Annotated in this window: 11 protein-coding genes and 3 pseudogenes; 3 read left to right on the top strand and 11 right to left on the bottom strand. The window is 70.4% G+C overall.

Annotated elements, in window-relative coordinates:
- Positions 1-497: 497 nt before the first annotated feature.
- A complete protein-coding gene (locus tag JS521_RS25020) occupies positions 498-2324 on the bottom strand; it encodes a phosphoenolpyruvate carboxykinase (GTP) (RefSeq protein ID WP_205085192.1) in 1827 nt (608 codons plus the stop codon).
- 225 nt (positions 2325-2549) lie between these two features.
- On the opposite strand from JS521_RS25020, the gene trhA reads away from it, so the two are divergent.
- A complete protein-coding gene (gene trhA / locus JS521_RS25015; protein ID WP_205085191.1) occupies positions 2550-3242 on the top strand; it encodes a PAQR family membrane homeostasis protein TrhA in 693 nt (230 codons plus the stop codon).
- 68 nt (positions 3243-3310) lie between these two features.
- Here trhA and JS521_RS25010 read toward each other — a convergent pair whose 3' ends face one another.
- A complete protein-coding gene (locus JS521_RS25010) occupies positions 3311-5329 on the bottom strand; it encodes a thioredoxin domain-containing protein (protein WP_205085190.1) in 2019 nt (672 codons plus the stop codon).
- A 196-nt stretch (positions 5330-5525) separates the two neighbouring features.
- Between JS521_RS25010 and JS521_RS25005 the strand changes: the two genes are divergently transcribed.
- Positions 5526-6092 (top strand): Uma2 family endonuclease, encoded by a 567-nt coding sequence (locus tag JS521_RS25005; protein ID WP_205085189.1) that lies wholly within the window; start codon positions 5526-5528, stop codon positions 6090-6092.
- Between the two features lie 101 nt (positions 6093-6193).
- Here the strand turns inward: JS521_RS25005 and JS521_RS25000 are convergent, their stop codons facing one another.
- From JS521_RS25000 to JS521_RS24990, 3 genes are all read right to left on the bottom strand, one after another.
- A complete protein-coding gene (locus JS521_RS25000; RefSeq protein WP_205085188.1) occupies positions 6194-6445 on the bottom strand; it encodes a hypothetical protein in 252 nt (83 codons plus the stop codon).
- Between the two features lie 122 nt (positions 6446-6567).
- On the bottom strand, positions 6568-6969 hold the full coding sequence (locus tag JS521_RS24995; protein ID WP_205085187.1) for a DUF4357 domain-containing protein: 402 nt from the start codon (positions 6967-6969) through the stop codon (positions 6568-6570).
- Between the two features lie 142 nt (positions 6970-7111).
- On the bottom strand, positions 7112-9160 hold the full coding sequence (locus tag JS521_RS24990) for an N-6 DNA methylase (protein ID WP_307847948.1): 2049 nt from the start codon (positions 9158-9160) through the stop codon (positions 7112-7114).
- Positions 9161-9505: 345 nt separating this feature from the next.
- Here JS521_RS24990 and JS521_RS24985 point away from each other — a divergent pair.
- Positions 9506-9837 (top strand): annotated as a pseudogene (locus JS521_RS24985) (PIN domain-containing protein).
- Between the two features lie 34 nt (positions 9838-9871).
- Here the strand turns inward: JS521_RS24985 and JS521_RS24980 are convergent.
- The 6 genes and pseudogenes from JS521_RS24980 to JS521_RS24955 all read right to left on the bottom strand — a co-directional run.
- Positions 9872-10030, bottom strand: a pseudogene (locus JS521_RS24980) (DUF255 domain-containing protein); the annotation flags it as partial.
- A 232-nt stretch (positions 10031-10262) separates the two neighbouring features.
- Positions 10263-10513, bottom strand: a pseudogene (locus JS521_RS24975) (ATP-dependent DNA helicase); the annotation flags it as partial.
- A 96-nt stretch (positions 10514-10609) separates the two neighbouring features.
- A complete protein-coding gene (locus JS521_RS24970; protein ID WP_239487795.1) occupies positions 10610-11311 on the bottom strand; it encodes an MFS transporter in 702 nt (233 codons plus the stop codon).
- Positions 11312-11364: 53 nt separating this feature from the next.
- Complete coding sequence (locus JS521_RS24965) at positions 11365-12366, bottom strand: GNAT family N-acetyltransferase (protein WP_205085185.1); 1002 nt, start codon at positions 12364-12366, stop codon at positions 11365-11367.
- 118 nt (positions 12367-12484) lie between these two features.
- Positions 12485-13762 (bottom strand): MFS transporter, encoded by a 1278-nt coding sequence (locus JS521_RS24960; RefSeq protein WP_205085184.1) that lies wholly within the window; start codon positions 13760-13762, stop codon positions 12485-12487.
- An 84-nt stretch (positions 13763-13846) separates the two neighbouring features.
- A complete protein-coding gene (locus JS521_RS24955) occupies positions 13847-15151 on the bottom strand; it encodes an MFS transporter (protein WP_205085183.1) in 1305 nt (434 codons plus the stop codon).
- Positions 15152-15299 lie beyond the last annotated feature (148 nt).

Below are 15299 nucleotides of genomic sequence, written 5' to 3'. Positions count from 1 at the left end.
TGGGTGGCGGCCGCCCACCCGCTGCCTTCTTATCCATCGGTGGGTGCCCGGCCCCTTGGCGGCCCCCCGGGGGGGGGGGGGGGGGGGGGCGGGGGGGGGGGGGGGGCCCCGCCCCCCCGCGCCCAGGGCCAGTGCGGTCAGGGTCGCCGCCGTACGTCTGCCGTGCCGAGTTCTCTTCAACGTCGTTCCCCCACAAGTCCGTCGGCGCCACGGGATGAGCCGCAGCACCTGGTGAAGTTTCAGCAGACAAGTGTGAAGGTCCTGCACGCAAGGAGATGGCGATTCATGGACGTTCCCCATGAAAAGGGGTGGCCCCCGGAACCGTGAGGGGGTTCCGGGGGCCGGGAGGGATGTCCTTGGTCGGGGACGAGCCCTCCGGGGCTGTCGGCGTCGGCCGGCGCGACGACAGGCCCCGCACCGCGGCGGATCGTTCGGCCCCACAGGTCAGGGCGGATGTCCGATGGACCCGGCCGCGGGGTTCGGTGGGAGTGCCGGGATCAGCCCAGGCGCTCGACGAGCGCGTGGTACTCGTCCCACAGCTCCTTGGGCGTGTGGTCGCCGAAGGTGTTGAGGTGCTCGGGGACCAGGGCGGCCTCCTCGCGCCAGACCTTCTTGTCGACGGTGAGGAGGAAGTCGAGGTCGGCCTCGGAGAGGTCCAGGCCCTCGGTGTCGAGCGCACCCTTGGCCGGGAGGATGCCGATCGGGGTCTCGACGCCCTCGCCCTTGCCCTCCAGGCGCTCCACGATCCACTTGAGCACGCGGCTGTTCTCACCGAAGCCGGGCCAGACGAACTTGCCCGCCTCGTTCTTGCGGAACCAGTTCACGTAGTAGATCTTCGGCAGCTTCGACTGATCGGCCTTGTCCGCACCGACCTTGACCCAGTGGTTCATGTAGTCGCCCATGTTGTAGCCGCAGAACGGCAGCATGGCGAACGGGTCGCGGCGCAGCTCGCCGACCTTGCCCTCGGCGGCGGCGGTCTTCTCGGAGGCCACGTTGGCGCCGAGGAAGACGCCGTGCTGCCAGTCGAAGGACTCGGTGACCAGCGGTACGGCGGAGGCGCGGCGGCCACCGAAGAGGATGGCCGAGATCGGCACGCCCTTGGGGTCCTCCCACTCGGGCGCGATGATCGGGCACTGCCCGGCGGGGACGGTGAAGCGGGCGTTGGGGTGGGCGGCGGGCGTGCCGGACTCGGGGGTCCAGTCGTTGCCCTTCCAGTCGGTGAGGTGCGCGGGCGCCTCCTCGGTCATGCCCTCCCACCACACGTCGCCGTCGTCGGTGAGCGCGACGTTGGTGAAGACGGAGTTGCCCCACATGGTCTTCATGGCGTTGGCGTTGGTGTGCTCGCCGGTGCCGGGGGCGACGCCGAAGAAGCCGGCCTCGGGGTTGATCGCGTAGAGGCGTCCGTCCTCGCCGAACCGCATCCAGGCGATGTCGTCGCCGATGGTCTCCACGGTCCAGCCGGGGATGGTCGGCTCCAGCATGGCGAGGTTGGTCTTGCCGCAGGCCGAGGGGAACGCGGCCGCGACGTACTTCGATTCACCGCGCGGCGGCGTGAGCTTCAGGATGAGCATGTGCTCGGCCAGCCAGCCCTCGTCGCGGGCCATGACGGAGGCGATGCGCAGCGCGTAACACTTCTTGCCGAGCAGGGCGTTGCCGCCGTAGCCGGAGCCGTACGACCAGATCTCGCGGTCCTCGGGGAAGTGCGAGATGTACTTGGTGGAGTTGCAGGGCCACGGAACGTCTTCCTGACCCTCCTCCAGCGGCGCTCCGAGGGTGTGGACGGCCTTGACGAAGAAGCCGTCGGTGCCCAGCTCGTCCAGGACGGCCTGGCCCATGCGGGTCATGGTGCGCATGGCGACGGCGACGTACGCGGAGTCGGTGATCTCGACGCCGATCGCGGAGAGCGGCGAGCCGACGGGCCCCATGCAGAAGGGAACGACGTACAGGGTGCGACCGCGCATGGACCCCCGGAAGACACCGTTCTCCCCCGTGAAGATCTCCCGCATCTCGGCGGGGTCCTTCCAGTGGTTCGTCGGGCCCGCGTCCTTCTCCTCCTTGGAGCAGATGAACGTACGGTCCTCGACGCGGGCGACGTCGGTGGGGTCGGACGCGGCGTAGTACGAGTTCGGCCGCTTGATCTCGTCCAGCTTGGTGAACGTGCCCTTGGCGACGAGCTCCCCGCACAGGCGCTCGTACTCGGCCTCGGAGCCGTCGCACCAGACCACCCGGTCCGGCTGGGTGATGGCTGCGATCTCGTCGACCCAGGAGATGAGCTCCTGGTGGGTGGTGGGGACAGTGAGGGGAGCCGCGATGTCGCGCGCCACGATCGCTCCTACGTTGAGGGTGTCAGTTGTCTGTAGGCCCCGTGGGGGCTGCGACCCGGATGCTTCGTACCCTTCGAATTCCCCTGGCGCTCATCCGGTGCCGACTGCACTCATTTGATCATCCGACCGATCCGCCCATCTGTCCAGGGGGCCTCACACGTGAGCATCGCCACTCATTTGCGCCCCATATCCACTACCTACGGTGGCGTAGGTAGCATGCGAGGCATGACTGACGTTGCCGCTGACGCCGCGACCCCGGGCCCCGTCGTACTCGACCCCACCCCCGTCAAACCGAGGATGCGCGGCTGGCTGCACGCCGGAATGTTCCCGGCGGTCGTCGTCGCCGGCATCACCCTGATCGCGCTGACCGACAGCACGCTGGGCCGGATCGCCTGCGGCGTCTACATCCTCAGCGCCTGCCTGCTGTTCGGCGTGAGCGCGGTCTACCACCGCGGCACGTGGGGGCCGCGCGGCGAGGCGGTGCTCCGCCGTCTGGACCACGCGAACATCTTCCTGATCATCGCGGGCACCTACACCCCGCTGACGCTGCTCCTGCTCCCCGAGTCGACGGCCCGGCCCCTGCTGTGGGCGGTCTGGGCGGCAGCGGGGGCGGGCATCGCCTTCCGCGTCTTCTGGGTCGGCGCACCACGCTGGCTCTACACACCGTGCTACATCGCGATGGGCTGGGCGGCGGTCTTCTTCCTGCCGGACTTCATGCGGACGGGCGGCATCGCGGTCCTGGTGCTGGTCATCGTCGGCGGGCTGCTCTACAGCGCGGGCGGCGTGATCTACGGCATCAAGAAGCCGAACCCGTCGCCGCGCTGGTTCGGCTTCCACGAGGTCTTCCACTCGCTGACGCTGGCGGCGTTCGTCGCGCACTACGTGGGCATCTCGCTGGTCGCGTACCAGCACGGGTGATCGTTGAGGCGTTACGCAGGAGGGGCCGGCCGCGCATGGCGACCGACCCCTCCTTCATGTGCGGGCACTCACCCGCCCAGCTTGGCCGCCAACTCCCCCACGTCCGTGGTCGGCGCGTCGCACACGAAGTGGCGGCAGACGTACGCGGTCGGCTCCCCGCCCACCAGCGGCCGGTCCACCAGCAGCGGGAACTCGGCCCCCGCCCCCGGCCCCTCGCCGGCCGCGACCACCGCACCCGGGGCCCGCCCCAGCAGCGCCGTCCGGTGCAGCTCACCGCCGACCGGCCCGGCCACGGCGACCTCGCGAGGCCCGTCGAGCAGCGCCTCGGCCACCGCGAGCCCCCAGCCGACGAAGCGGGGGACGCGCGGCCCCAGGGCCTTCACCACACCGAGCGCGCCCTCGGCGGCGGTGCGGTGGGCTTCGGACCCGGTGTACGCGGCGTAGGTGAGGAGCGCCCCCGCAGCGGCCGTCCACCCGGACGGGGTGGCGCTGTCGGTCGGATCCTGGGGCCGCCGGATGAGCTGCTCGGCGTCATGGGCGGTGTCGTACAACTGCCCGCCCTCCCCCGTGAACTGCTCCAGCACGATGTCCAGCAGGAACCCGGCGAACTCCAGCCAGGCCCCCTCCCCGGTCACCGCGGCCAGCGCGAGGAAGCCCTCCGCCACATCGCCGTAGTCCTCCAGCACCCCGGCGTTGTCCCCGGCGCGCCCGTCCTTGGACGTACGGGTCAGCCGGGCCACCTCACCCAGATGCACCCGCACGAGCAGGTCAGCGGCCTCGGTGGCCCGCTCCACGAGGTCGGGCCGGTCGAAGTAGGCACCGGTCTCGGCAAGGGCGGCAATAGCAAGCCCGTTCCAGGCAGCGACGACTTTGTCGTCCCGCCCCGGGCGCGGCCGCTCCTCACGGGCGGCCAGCAGCCGGGCCCGTACGTCGGCGACCCGCGCGGCGTCCACGGGCCCGGCGTCCCCCGGCAGCCGGAGCACGGAGGCGCCCTCCTCGAAGGTGCCGTCCTCGGTCACGCCGAAACAGGCTGCGGCGAAAGCGGCGTCGTCCTCCCCGAGCACGTCACGCAACTGCGCGGGCGTCCACACGTAGAACGCACCCTCGACATGCTTGCCGTCCGCGTCCTCGCTGTCGGCGTCGAGGGCGGAGGCGAACCCGCCCTCGGCGGTCCGCAGCTCCCGCACCATGAAGTCGGCGGTCTCCAGGGCGATCCGCCGGGCCTCGTCCGACCCGGTGGCCCGCCAGAGATGGGCGTACACCCGGCAGAGCAGGGCGTTGTCGTAGAGCATCTTCTCGAAGTGCGGGACGATCCACTCCCGGTCCACGGAGTACCGCGCGAACCCGCCGCCGAGCTGGTCGTAGATCCCACCGCGGGCCATCGCCGCACAGGAATCAGCGGCCATCTGAAGGGCCCCTTCAGCCCCGGTCCGCGCGTAATGCCGCAGCAGGAACTCCACGGCCATGGCCGGCGGAAACTTGGGCGCACCCCCGAACCCGCCGTGCTGCTCGTCGTACTCCCGGGTCAGCCCGAGCAGCGCCTGCGCCACCTCGGACTCCCCCGGCACCCCGTCCCCACCGTGCACCAGCGACCGCCCCGCCAGATCGGCGACGATGCGCCCGGCGACCTCGGCGACCTCTTCCCTCCGGTCGGTCCAGGCGACCGTGACCCCCTCCAGAACCTGCTGGAAGGAGGGCGAGCCGTGCCGGGGCTCGGGCGGGAAGTAGGTCCCGAAGTAGAACGGTTCGGCGTCCGCGGTGAGAAAGACGGTCATCGGCCACCCACCGTGCCCGGTGGCCGCCTGAACGGCCTCCATGTACACGGCGTCGACGTCGGGCCGCTCCTCCCGGTCGACCTTCACGGGCACGAAGTGCGCGTTGAGGTAGGCGGCCACGGTCTCGTCCTCGAACGATTCGTGGGCCATGACGTGACACCAGTGGCACGCGCTATAGCCGACCGACAGCAGAACGGGTACATCACGCCGTTTTGCTTCCTCGAACGCCTCAGATCCCCACGGCCACCAGTCGACCGGATTGTCGGCATGCTGAAGCAGATAAGGCGAGGTCACACCAGCCAACCGGTTCATACGCCCCAGCCTCTCACAGCGTCTGCCACGACCGTTGAAACACTGACGAGCCCACCTCACTTGGCCGAATTGCACTTATGCGCCATGACATGGTGGGCGACTCCTTCCCCTCCGAGTCGGGCAGCCCGGCACCTCGGAACAGTAGGCTTGGCGCAGCAGCGCCGGACCTGCCGAGGCCTCTCGAAGGAGGTACACCATGACCGCCGAGATGGTGGCGCCCGCGTGGATGCACACGCAGATCAGCGCGGAGCAGTACGACTCCTGGTCCGAGGAGCAGTGCGCCGGCATCGAGATCGTGGACGGGATGGTCGTCGTGAGCCCGAGCGCCTCCAAGCGCCACAACCGGCTGGCCCGCATCCTGGCCAACGCCCTGGACACCGCCGCGGGCCCCGACTGGAACGCGGACACGGACTTCGACGTCCGCCTGCAGGACGTTCCCCTCACCAACCGCCGCCCCGACGTCATCGTCTACCGGACGGAGACCATCGACCTCACGCCCACCCGCCCCGAGCACGTGCTCCTAGTCGTCGAGGTCGTGTCGCCGGGCTCGGAGACCACGGACCGGATCGTGAAGGTCGACCAGTACGCCAAGGCCGGCATCCCCTTCTACTGGCGCATCGAACAGGCCGCCACCGAGATCCCGATCGTCTACACCTACGTCCTCGACCCCGCCACCAATGCTTACCGGGACGGCGAGACGTTCACTGGCACGGTGAAGGCCACCGCGCCCTTCTCCGTCACGGTCGATCTCGGGGTCATGTGACGACTCTGCCCACGGCATGCAGCGGGAAAAGCGACGAAACGACGGGCGGAGGCGCCCCGGGCAAGCTTTCCACCCGGGGCGCCTCCGGCCGTCGGCGCCGTCTACCGGCCGACCCCGGACTTCACGACTCCTCCCGACTGTGTGTCCGCGGCGTGCTCGATGCCTCGGAACCCGCTCCCGAGATAGCCGCCGATCACGATGACGGTCGCCGCCGCACCAAGCGCGACCGCCAGCCGTTCGCCTCTCGACAGAGCGGTCGCCGCGCCCTCCGGCGGCGCTGTCCGCTGGTAGACGAGCACCCCGGCCGTGAAGGCCCCGGCAACGACGAGAGCGGTGATCAGGTCAAAGGTCACGTACAAGGAGCCCCCCGGGTTCGAAGCCCGCTGCCGGAGCGATACGCCTCGGCGGCGGGTGCAAGCAAACGGCATGGTTCAGGAACGAGTTCGACGCCCCGCAGCCGGGGCCATGTGGACGGTTACTCGGCATCCAGCTCCTGTCGCAGCTGATCCAGCGTGGAACCTTCGGGCGTACGCCACAGAGTCCAGCCGTTGATGACGTTGCCGGTCACTGCCTCCGCCGCCTTCGACGGCGAGGGGAACGGGGAGGAGTGCCCGTCGACGACGAGCTGACCTTCGGCAGTGACGACGGCACGGCCCAACCTGTTGGCACGACGCTGACGGAACGTGAGCACCGCCCCCGGTTCGAGTAGGCCGGCGCGCATCAGCCCGGCCAGGGGTCCCTGGGGAATCACCGGAGCGGCCTGCGCAGAGGCAGCTCCTTCACCGAGGGACAGGGTGACGTGAACGGTGTCGTCACCGCTCGCGCTCACGAGTCGGGCGATGACGGCGGGGTCGAAGTGGATACTCAGCGTGGCCATGTGCACTCCTGACGTAGACGGCCTCCCCCAGCGGGACGCCTCGACTTCGCTTCGATTTTAAGCAGCACGAGCGACTCGATTCGACTTCGATTGCGAGCGATTAAGGAGAAGTCTTGGAGGTGTTGGACGAAGGTCGGGCGCCTCATCTCACCAGGAAGCTGTTCAGCGCCCTGCTGCGGATGTCCCGCGTCGTCGCCAACTGGTCCAGCAGCCGCCGCTCATGGGCGTCGAAGCTCGCCATGGCTTCGCCGATGGACCGCTGGGTGTCGAGATCGGGAAGGGCGACGGGTAGCGTCCCGAGCACATCGAGCGAGATGGTTCGGAGCGCCAGGCTCCCCGTCGCATGCGTGTCGAGCCACTCCCGAGCTTCAGGGCTGCGCAGGAACGCCGCCAAATAGCGGGAGTCGACGGTGTGGGGAGGGCTGATCACGAAGCAGCCGGTGCCGCAGACCCAGCCCTGCTGTTCCTCTCCGACCACGGCACATCGCCCTAGGTCACCCCGTCGGGCGACCACGACGTCACCCCGGTGCAGCCGGAAGCGGTCAAGTCGTTCGGCATGCTGCTCGGAGATGTGCTTGATGCCGTCCACGGTGAAGCCGATGTCCGCGATGTCCTTCGGCATCACCACAGGAACGCCGTCGGCCTCCACGTAGTCCTGGGCACGGATCAGGCTTCCCGAAGGCCCCGCGAGCAGGCGTACAGGACGACCGGCGACCGTCACCTCTCCGCTCACCACGTCCTTCAGCGGCAGGTTCTGGCAACGGACGCCGTCCTGCGCCAGCTGGTCCTGCGCGCCGGCGATCTGCGCCAGTTCAGCCCCGAGTTCCGATGTCTCGCGGTTGCGCCTCTCGAAATCGGCCAGCGCGGCGCTCAGGTCCGTGGCTCCACCTGGCCCACTCTCCGTTCTCAGGTAGAACCGCGGATCCAGGTTGCCAGCGTTCTCGATGAGTTCGGCGTAGGCGATCGATCGGGAGAAACCCGGCTCGTCCACCTCCTCCGAGGTTTCGGACCAGAGCCGGAAGCGTTCCGCGATGTGACCGACATCCTCGCTCGACAGCACGCGGGGCCGCTCCGAGAACCCGCGTCCCACACCGCGCGCATCGACGAGGATCACGGAGTCGCTTCGGTGCACCGGACGGGACCGGCGTCCTCGACCGAGTACCCAGATGTGCACGGCGATGTTGGTTCCCGCGAAGAGGTACGCCGGCAGGGCGATCACCGCGAGAACCGCACCCCGGGCCACCATCTCCCGGCGGATCATCGCCTCCGCGCCTCCCGCCCATGCCGCCCGCGCAGGCATCACGACCGCAGCGATCCCGCCTTCCTTCAGTTGGGACCAGGCAAGCTGCAGCCATGCGAAGGCGGCATTCGACTCCTGTGGCGCGATGAACTGCCGCTGCTCCCACCCGTCGATGCGCTGGCTGAACGGCGGATTGCTCAGCACCCGGTCGACACGCCCTAGGTTTCGGTCCCGCAACAGCTTCGCGGGATCGGCCGGTTCCACCTGCGGCACGCTCACCCCGTGCAGGGCCAGGTTCAGCATCGCCGGGCGCACATTGCCCCGATCCACCGCGTACGCCTCGAACGAGTTGTCACCGACCGGCCCCTGCTCGGCCAGATGCCGAGCGGCAGCCGCGAGCACGCTTCCGGCACCACAGGCCGGGTCCATGATCCGGTCTCCCGGACGGGGGGCGGCCAGATCCACGAGCAGATCAGCGACGCCGCGCGGGGTGTAGAACTCCCCTCCCGGCAAAGCCCCTTCTTCTGCGTGCCGTTGAAGCAACAGCTCACAGACGTCGGCCACCGCGACCTCTCCGAGGCCGGGGCTCCGGCCCAGTGCCGCGACGAAAGCCGTCATCCAGGCGGCATCGTCCGGCCCGCCCTCGAAGTCGATGTCGAGGTCGGCCGACCAGAGCAGCGGAAAACCCGGACGCCGGGCCGCCTCCCGCAGGGCTCCCCGCAGGTCGGTCGCCGGGGAGAAGCCGACGACGGCCTCCGCCGAGGCTCGTTTCCACCGCTTCACGAAATCGTCCTCGGCCTGGCCTTCCTCCTCCGCGAAGGCGGCGAGCATCAGGATCGCCAGCATCGCGTCGAGGTCGCCGGTCGTACCCCGGCCGCGTCGGTAGGGCGCGTACGCCCGCCACAACCGGTCGGCAACCTCCGCCGCCGGGTCTGCACCTTCTTCGCTCACGAATGCCTCTCTCCTCGTCTGAGCAAATGCGCAGTAATACTGCGCACCTCTCCTTGCCCCGCCACTCGCCAGCCTCGACGCCCCGGGGTTCGACTTGATCCTTAGATTAGCCGCCAACTGTCGATGAACGGAGCCAGGAACTTGCCCGGTGGGCCTGGCATCAGCTTTGTGCGCAGCTGCGCTGCGCAATTGCCCTCAAGACACGTTGCAGCTCCGGACGCCGACCCGCTCGGCGGGACTGCGGCGACAAGGCGGCGATGAAGGGGCCGCACGTGACGCAGGTCACTCCAGAGGGTGGGGCTCGAAGCCCCGCCTCTGCTCCTGCCCCTGCTCGACGACCACAGGATGGCGGCTTGCATCGAGGCATCTCGGCAGGCCGGAGTTCCGTCCCCGTGTCTGCGCTGACCATGGTCGAAGCAGTACACGGGAAGACTGATCTGGCGCGCTCGAAGTGGGTGTTGTCCCGGCTGCGGGTGGAACCGGTCAGCCAGCAGGACTCCCTGACCGCGGTGGAGCTGCTTCAGGACACAGGTGGGCAGCACGGGCACGAGTACGCAATCGACGCCCTCGTCGCCGCGCTCGCGCTCCGTGTCCCGCCCCCCGTGACCGTTCTGACTTCCGACCATGACGACTGGTCGAAGCTCTGCGGGAAGCGCGTGATCATCAAAGAAGTGTGAGCACGCCCCAGCTACTGGGTTCGCGAGTTCACTGGCACCAGTGGCAACTGGCATACCCGACGCCGAGCAGCACGGGCACGTCGCGCTTCCTGGCCTCCTCGAACGCCTCGGGCGACCAGGGCCACCAGTCGACGGGATTGTCGGCATGCTGAAGGAGGTACGGGGAGGTGGTCTGCGCAAGTCGGTTGGCCATGCCCCCAATCCTCGCGCACCCGCCTCCAGGACGCGGCTGCGCCACGGGGCGGGGTGGGAAGGGGCAGGTGGGGCGGGTGTGCGCTACGGATGCCGGGCGTCTCGGCATCGGCGGACAGTAGGCTGCCCCAACAGCACCGGCTCCTCAAGGGTCTTGGCGTCCTGTAGGGCACCGAGAGATCGTCCACCATCGATGCTTGACCTTTAGCGCACGCATCGTGCTACTTCGCAGCCTGGGAGATGTAGTCGAGGAAGCGGGCGTCGGGCCCACCGCCAGGACGCCTTCCTCGGCGGCGCGCGGGAACGCGCACAGGACGTAGGCCACCCGGTGCAAGGCGACTACCTTCTTGCCCGTGCCCGACCCGCCCTGCACCACGGTCACCCCGCGGTGGGCCGAGTGGACGATCTCGTCCTGTTCGGCCTGCAGCGTCACGACGGCCGTGTGCATCCTGCCCGTTCGCCGCGCCGACAGGGCGCCGGACAGGTACTCCCGCTCCGCTTCGACCGCGCGTGCGTGCGGCAGGATCATTCGGCTTCGGCGTCAGGCACTCCTTCCATTCGCCATCGGGCCGACCGCCCGTCATGCGGCGGCGCGAGGCTCGGGGGTGCGGGCCTCGTCGCGGTCCGGCTCCGGTGCCGGACCCGTCGTCTTCCCGGTGGCGGAGGGCAGGGTGATCAACAGCACCACCGCTCCCAGGAGCGCGATGGCCGCGATCCAGCCCGCTCCGACGTGCATGGCGTGGATGAACGCGTCGTCGGCGGCCCGGGCGAGAGCGGGCTGGTGGGTGGTGGCGGCGATATGGCGTGCCTGTTCGGCGGAGACGGCCGCCTGCTCCCGCACCGCACCGGGTGCGCCCTCCAGCGAGGGTTCGACGGCACGTCGGTACACGATCGACATGATGGTGCCTCCGACCGCGATGCCGATGACACTGCCGGTCTGCCGCACGGTGTTGGTCACGGCCGACCCGGCCCCGGCCTGCTCCAGCGGCAGGTTGCTGATCAGCGCGGCCGTGACGGGGCCGAGCACCATGCCGATCGAGAGGCCCTGCACCAACAGCAGGAGCTCGATCCGGAGGAGCGGGGTGTCGAGTCCGAGCAGTCCGTAGCCGCCCATGGTCAGCGCGGCCACGGTGAGCGCCGGCACGGTGACGAGACGGATCGGCAGACGGCGGACCAGGCGCGAGGCGATCGGCGCCGCGGCGATCGGCCCGGCTCGCGTCCGGGGAACACGCGAGGCGCTCTCTCTCCTCCAGCGCGATGAGCGCGGTATGACGGCTCGCATCGCGGCATCGCGGCAGGTGGGGGGTTCCCGTCCTGGTGTCCGCGCCGACCGTCTCACCCCCCTTCCACCGCCCACAGCGGCGAAGCCGTCGCTCCCCGGAGAACCTTGGCGCGGAGGGACTCCATGCCGAGGTGGAGGGCGGTGGCGCCGTGTGCGTAGGCGTCCTCGATGGGGAGGTAGTAGACGAGGTTGAAGTATTCGTGGGCGCCGCGCAGGCGGGCGTAGTCGTATCCGGTCGAGCGGAGCCAGACGGTGCCCGCGTGGTGGTAGGCGAGGCTGAAAGCGACCATGTGGCGGCCGGTGAACGCGGCGTGGACGGTGCCGCTGTCGGCCATGCCCTCGGCCTGGTCGCGCAGGATCGCGGCCATGACGGCGGGGTCGGCCGGGTGGCCGTGGCGTGCCTGGAGTTGGGCGGCCAGGGCACCGGCGGTGTCGGCGCACTCGGAGAGCCGCAGGGTGCGCCGTTCGTATCCGGCTTCGGCGAAGGCCCGGCGTTCGCGGCGGATCGTGACGCGCCGCTTCGAGGGCAGGGCGGCGAGGTAGTCGTCGAACGTGGTGCCGGGCAGCGGGATGCGGGCGTCCTGGTTCAGTTGTACGGGCTTGGTGCCGCAGGCGTCGGCCAGTTCGGCGGCCGCCTCGTCGCTGACGTACAGCCACCAGGGCACGGCGTTCTCGGCGGCGGCGAGGGTTCCGGCGGCCGTCACCAGCCGGTCCAGTGCCTCGCGGCGTCGGGCGGGGGTGAGGAGCGGGTGGAGCAGAGGGGCGTTGAGGTAGCCGCGGCGGGCTCCCGCCAGGAGGGTACGGGCCGGGGCGCGGCCGGGGAGGAGTTCGTGCACGCGGTAGAGGTCGTTGGGTTCGGTGTCGACCACGTACAGCGGTGCGGCGGCGACCAGGTGGCCGTCGTCGTGGACCAGGGCGTAGTGGACCCGGGCGGTGGGGTCCTGCTGCTGGGCGGCGAGCCAGCGGTGCGAGAGGTAGAGACCCGCCTGTGCGGACAGGGTGTCCCACCGGGCGGCGGGAACGTCCCCGATGTCGGTCACGAGGGTGAGGATCACGGCGGGTTCCCTCCGGTCGGGTGGGGTCGGGTGGAGTGGGGTCGGGTGGGCGTCGCGGAGATCGGCCCGCCGGCCCGCCGCGCCGCCCGTGCACGCGTACCGCGCCCGCCGTCCCGCTTCAGTCGGCAGCCACCCTGCGCGGTTCCGCCTCCGGCACGTGCGCCGCGCGGTACGGGCTGATGGTCCCCGGGCGTACCAGGGTGAGCGCGACCAGGACCGCCACGGCTCCCGAGGCGCAGGTCAGCAGGAACGCGCTGGGGTGGCCGCCGTGGTGTTGGGCCAGTTGTCCCGCCGCCAGTGCGGCCACGCCCTGGCCGACGATGAGACCGCTGCCGAGGAACGTCATCGCCTCGCCCATCCGCTCCATCGGGGCCACCTGTTCCGCGAGGGTGAACACCGCGATCAGGTGCGGGGCCACGGCGAACCCGATGGCGGCGATGGCGGCGGTCGCGCCGAGGAAACTGTCGACCAGGAGGAGTGGAAGCAGCAGCAGGGTCTGCGCGACGATGGCCAGGCGGAGTTGGAGCGTCACTTCCAGGGCGATGGGCCGCATCGTGATGGCCAGGCCCGTCAGCGCGCTGGTCACCGCCATGGCACCCCAGACCAGGCCGGCCGTTCCGGTGTCGCCGAGGTGGGCGGACAGGGCGCTCGTGCCCGCGTTGGCGCTTCCCCAGATCATCCCCTGGAGCAGCGCCATGGCGAAGAGGGCCAGCAGAGCCGGGTGCAGCAGCCGTACGTGCGCCGAGGTGCGGGGCGGTGTGCCCGGCGGCGCGGTGGGGTGGAGGGCGAAGAGCGTGCCGAATACCGTCATGACCAGCCCGGCCAGGACGAGTCCGGCCGCCGGGTGGATCAGCACGACCGTCACCCCGGCGAGTGCGGGGCCCGCCATGAAGCTGAGTTCGTCGACCGTCGTGTCGAAGGAGAGGGCCCGCCTGGTCAACTCCCTCGCGTCCCTCGTGGATGACGGATTCTTGCCGTCCTTGCCGTCCTTGGGGTCCGTCAGGACGATCCAGCGGGTGCGGGACAGCGGCCCGATCTGCGGCACGGTGAGGCCGGCCACGGCGGCGAGCGCCGCCTGGACGACGAGCGGCATCGCGGTCAGGGCCGATACGACGAAGAGCGCGACGGCCGTGGCGTTGGCGAGGGACGCCGCCAGGATGACCGGGCGGTGGCCGCGGCGGTCGGCGTAGCGTCCGAGGAACGGTCCGCCCACGGCCTGGCCCGTCCACAGCATTCCGGCGGCGATTCCGGCCGTGCCGATGCTGTTGAGTTCCGTCAGCATCAGGAGGGTGGCGATGGGGCAGATCGCGGCGGGCAGGCGTGCCGCGAAGGAGATCGCGGGCAGGGCGGGGCCCGCGATCCGGGTAACTGTCGTGAGACTTGCGAACGCTGACACCTGAATCTTTTCCCGTCGTTGTGCGATGTGCGCCGCTCAGCCTTGTGCAACACGCGCCGCTCGGCCTTGTGCGATGTATGCCGCTCAGCAGTGTTCCGCCGTGTCGGTCAGGGGGTGTCGCCGCGGGGCCTCGTTCTCCGGAGCCGCGTCGTCCCGTGCGGGCTCCCCCAGTGCGGAGTCGCCCAGGCTCAGCACCAGCGGCACCGCGAGCAGGTTCACCGCCCCCAGGACCACCCAGGGCCAGGCCGGCCCGTATCCCAGGAGCGTGGTGAGTACGGCGGGGGCCAGGGCGTTCCCGAGGCTCCAGGAGAGCTGGAAGACGCCCAGATAGCGGCCGCGGATGTGGTCCGGCGCGAGGGAGGCGCTGAGTTCGCTGCTGGAGGGCATGCTGAGCATCTCGGCCGCCGTGAACACCGCCATCGCCAGCAGCAGGCCCCCGGCCACCATCCAGCCGGGGACGGCGAGGACCAGGCCGAAGACGGCGAAGGCCACGGCGTTGACCACTCCGGCCAGGGCCAGCACGCGGGCCGGACGGCGGCGCTCGATCATGCGGGCGACCAGGGTCTGGACGAGCGCGACGAGGACCATGTTGCCGACCATGCACGCCCCCACCAGCCAGGCCGAGGCGTGCAGGACCTCGGTGATGTAGAGGGCGAGCAGGACCGGCAGCACGCTCGCTGCCAGTACGTACGCCAGGTTCGCCACGACCAGCCGCAGGTAGCGCAGGTCCCGCAGCACCGCGCCGTACCCCCCGCCGCCGGCCGGGCGGTCGGGCCCGGGCCCAGGCGCGCGGGCCGGGGCCGTGGGGCGCCAGCCCGCGAGCAGACAGGCGGCGATCACGAAGCTCAGCGCGTTGGCCAGGACCAGGGCCCGGACCCATTCGCTCCCCCAGGCGATCGCCAGGGACGCGACGGCGGCGCCGAAGCCCCCGCCGATGTTCCGCAGGGCGCTGATGAAGCCGAACCAGCGGGCGTGGTCCCGGCGGCGGGCCGCGAGGAGGACCAGGCTGCGGCTGGAGGTCCAGTAGATGCTCGACCCGGCCTGGACGACGAACTGGACCGCCACGATCTTCCATACGGCGTCCGCGGCCAGGAAGGCGCAGAACCCGATGGCCGACATGAGGTTGGCGGCGATGACGACCGTACGGGAGCCGAACCGGTCGATCAGCGTGCCGGCGACGACGGGCGTGGGCAGGGCGAGGAGCTGTCCGAGCGAGAGGGCGGCGCCGATGGCACCGAGGGGCAGCGAGGTCGTGGTGGTGAAGTAGAGGACGGTGAAGGCCAGGACCAGCCCGTTGCCCAGGCTGTCCATGACGTTCGCGGAGACGAAGCGGCCGTTCCCCGCCAGGTCCGGCAGGCCCCACTTGTCCAGCAGCTCGCGCCCGGTCATCGCGGACCGGGACAGTCGTCGGGGCCGTCCTCGGGGCCGTCCTCGGCGTCGCGCGGGAAGAAGTCGACGAGCATCATGTCCCGGACCCCCACCGGCAGGTCCCCGGCGACCTCGACGGCCGAGACCCCGTGAAAGACCCGCCGGTCGT

This window comes from Streptomyces durocortorensis, assembly GCF_016901035.1.
GTDB lineage: Bacteria > Actinomycetota > Actinomycetes > Streptomycetales > Streptomycetaceae > Streptomyces > Streptomyces durocortorensis.
This window is presented reverse-complemented; position numbering and strand designations above follow the sequence as displayed.

Excerpts from the sequence above, each read along its gene's own strand:
- JS521_RS24995 (WP_205085187.1), bottom strand. The coding sequence starts at position 6,969 with ATGGCCACGCTGAGTATCCACTTCGACCCCGCCGTCATCGCCCGACTC.
- JS521_RS25010 (WP_205085190.1), bottom strand. The coding sequence starts at position 5,329 with ATGAACCGGTTGGCTGGTGTGACCTCGCCTTATCTGCTTCAGCATGCC.
- JS521_RS24955 (WP_205085183.1), bottom strand. The coding sequence starts at position 15,151 with ATGACCGGGCGCGAGCTGCTGGACAAGTGGGGCCTGCCGGACCTGGCG.
- JS521_RS25005 (WP_205085189.1), top strand. The coding sequence starts at position 5,526 with ATGACCGCCGAGATGGTGGCGCCCGCGTGGATGCACACGCAGATCAGC.
- JS521_RS24970 (WP_239487795.1), bottom strand. The coding sequence starts at position 11,311 with ATGCGAGCCGTCATACCGCGCTCATCGCGCTGGAGGAGAGAGAGCGCC.
- trhA (WP_205085191.1), top strand. The coding sequence starts at position 2,550 with ATGACTGACGTTGCCGCTGACGCCGCGACCCCGGGCCCCGTCGTACTC.